Consider the following 2,703-nt stretch of genomic DNA (forward strand, 5'->3'; position numbering starts at 1 on the left):
GGGTCTCGAAGGTTGCGTCGCCGGTGGCGATGCCTTCCAAGTAGATCAAGCGTACATGCTGCCAATCGCTTTGCTGCATTTGCCTGATTGCGTATCCCACAGTCGCATTTTAGCTGACACCTCGGTAGGACGCCTAACGCCTGCGTTTACCGGGCGCGGGCAACGGCCTCACAAATAATCACGTGAAGTGCGCGGCCCGCGCTCCGGTGCAACGCCTTGTTGGGCGACGCCCGCAACCCTAATCCTTGCGCCCCTCTCATCCCGCTCGTGGTTGATCACGGCGACCCCATGCGTTCTTCCTGCGGCTTCCCTTCCACGCCACCTCTGGCTTCGCACCCATTCCGCTCCGCTCAAGCCTTGCCCTTCCGCTAGTCCTGGCTCGCGCCGCTCGCTTGCTGAGCGGAGATGGCCACTCTGGCATATAGTGGCGTGCTCGGAGCGAAGGCGCTCGACGGCGGGGAGATGCTTCGAGACGATGCCAAGCCTCGCAATGGCGATTGCTGGGTGTTCGTCGAGGTTTGGCTGGCCGTTGCATGTGGCGAGAGCCGCAGGGTCGAATTGCGGACCGAACCAAGTTCCTGGCGCGGACAACTTCGCACATCAGCGATGGCGGGAAAGGCGCCCAACGCCCGCGTTCAGCGGGGCCGTGAACGGCACTCAAAGAACGCATGAGAACTGCGCTGCATGGCCTCCGCTGCAACGCATTGTTATGCCTTGCCTTCTCGCAATCGTCTGAGTTCATCTTCTGCTTCTTCTATTTCTTTCCTCAGTCTTTCTATCTCAGACTGGTTAATGTCATATCCCCTAGCTGAAAGGATGCGCAAGTAATCGAGTCGTTGACTCAGGACGGCTAGGACAAAAATCTTTGACTTAGCTGCTTCAGGCAACGGATTCTCTTCAGCCTCATCAGGTATATTGCCATCAAATAAGAATTCCGCCAAAGAAGCGGTTTCGGGAGACACAAATTCAACGCTGATTTCTGGGGACCAAGATTTAACTGCATACGATATTTGTTTGGGAGAGACCTGAATAAGAGCAATGCGATTGGCTTTGGCAAACTCAATCGCTCCGCTTCTGAATGTAGAGGTGGTGAAAAGCATGGCCTTGTGCGCCCCAATTGAAAGTTTCTTTTGATTGAGAGCTTGAACCTGCTCTCGTTCCACAGAGTCGGAAGTGTATCTCTTGCATTCGATCAGGACAAGAAAGTCTGCTCCCAACGCCTCAAAACGGGCAGTAACATCAATGATGTAGTCACCATCGTATCCTTGAAGCTTCTCAAGATGTTGCACACGAAAGTCTTTTAAGCCGCGCCCTTCTTCCTGAAGGAACTGCCGAACTGCGATTTCAAATTCTACAGGGGTCATTAGAAAGGGGGCTTCCATAATTGAGTCCTTCGCGGCGCGAGGCATAACGCCACGCATCACCGGGCGCGGCGTGCCGCACTGAACCAATGACGAGAAACCCGCCCGCCGCGCTCCGGTGCATGCGCTTGTTGGGCGACGCCCAGGAACCGCTTGTATCTCCCAACGGTCGAGCCCTTCGCCATCGTGACCTTACGACCTAGATCCGTTCGCGCCTCGCACCATGCTTGCCGCCGCGCCGCGGCATCGCCCCTCACCGCCTTGCCGCAGCCCCGCCTCGCGGCTCTTCCCATCGTCGCTTGCGCCACCGAATACTGCACTCCATTCGATTCGTCCGCAGTGGCCAGACGCTTCGCGGCACATCGTCGAGTGGCTGGCACCCTCGGCGCCGCCTTCAAAGCGGTGCGAGTTGCGGCTCGTGGCCATGGCGACAGTAGCTGCTTGCGGTTCAAAGGTGATCGCCGCTGAGCCGGGTCCTTCGTTAACGAGGTGATTGCGCTCGTCAGCGATTGCGGGAGCGGCGCCCAACGCTCGCGTTCAGCGGGGCCGTGAGCGGAACTCCGATGTTGATAAGAAATGCGCTTCGCGGCCTCCGCTGCAACGCCTTGTTAGACGTGTGTGTGGCGTACAGTATCACACCACCTCATTCAGCATCGCCGAAATGGCGGTCTTTAGTTCGGGCACTTCTCGTTGAGTTATTCCCCATACGATCTCCAAGTCGATGCCGAGGTAGTTATGCACAAGCACGTTGCGGAAGGCGGCGATTCGTGACCATTCGATCTGTGGATATTTGGCTTTCGTGTCATCCGAAAGTCGCTGTGTTGCTTCGCTCAGGGTTTGCAGATTCCTCAGCACCGCGTCTTGTAGTGTATGGGATTGCAGGAATTCTTCTCGCCCTTTGCCTGTGTGCTCTTCAATCCGCCGAATGCATTCTGCAATGTGCTGGAGGTAGACACGATCTTCTCTCATATCGGCATAGCTTCACTGAGCACTTGCTCCCGCAGTTGAGGATTCAGTCCCTTCTCGGTCACTACTTCAACCCGACAGCCAAGAAGCTTTTCGAGATCCAAAATGAGGCCAGCAGGAAACCAAGAGCTGGTCGTTGGCCCAACGTCAATGAGCAAGTCGAGATCGCTGTCTGGTTTAGCCTGTCCGCGTGCTACGGAGCCGAAGACTCTGATCCTGCTGACGCCGTGGCTAGCAGCGATACGTCTGATATCTTCACGTTTTTGGCGGAGTATATCTTTAGTAACCATTAGCTTCACCTCTAGTTTCCATAGTATCGCTTAATGTGGTTATGTCCTCAAGCCCCGGCGAATCTGCTACACACGTCTAACGCTCG

The 2,703-nt window shown here is 56.0% G+C and carries 3 protein-coding genes; all 3 read right to left on the reverse strand.

The window, feature by feature from the left end:
- Nucleotides 1-707: 707 nt before the first annotated feature.
- On the reverse strand, nt 708-1,382 hold the full coding sequence (locus tag VJ464_11040) for a restriction endonuclease (GenBank protein ID HKQ05659.1): 675 nt from the start codon (nt 1,380-1,382) through the stop codon (nt 708-710).
- Between the two features lie 612 nt (nt 1,383-1,994).
- Complete coding sequence (locus VJ464_11045) at nt 1,995-2,330, reverse strand: DUF86 domain-containing protein (GenBank protein ID HKQ05660.1); 336 nt, start codon at nt 2,328-2,330, stop codon at nt 1,995-1,997.
- On the reverse strand, nt 2,327-2,617 hold the full coding sequence (locus VJ464_11050) for a nucleotidyltransferase family protein (GenBank protein HKQ05661.1): 291 nt from the start codon (nt 2,615-2,617) through the stop codon (nt 2,327-2,329). The genes VJ464_11045 and VJ464_11050 overlap by 4 nt, the downstream gene beginning before the upstream one ends.
- Nucleotides 2,618-2,703: the final 86 nt, after the last annotated feature.

Source organism: Blastocatellia bacterium, from assembly GCA_035275065.1.
In the GTDB taxonomy this organism is placed as follows: Bacteria; Acidobacteriota; Blastocatellia; order UBA7656; family UBA7656; genus DATENM01.

Excerpts from the sequence above, each read along its gene's own strand:
- VJ464_11040 (HKQ05659.1), bottom strand. The coding sequence starts at position 1,382 with ATGGAAGCCCCCTTTCTAATGACCCCTGTAGAATTTGAAATCGCAGTT.
- VJ464_11050 (HKQ05661.1), bottom strand. The coding sequence starts at position 2,617 with ATGGTTACTAAAGATATACTCCGCCAAAAACGTGAAGATATCAGACGT.
- VJ464_11045 (HKQ05660.1), bottom strand. The coding sequence starts at position 2,330 with ATGAGAGAAGATCGTGTCTACCTCCAGCACATTGCAGAATGCATTCGG.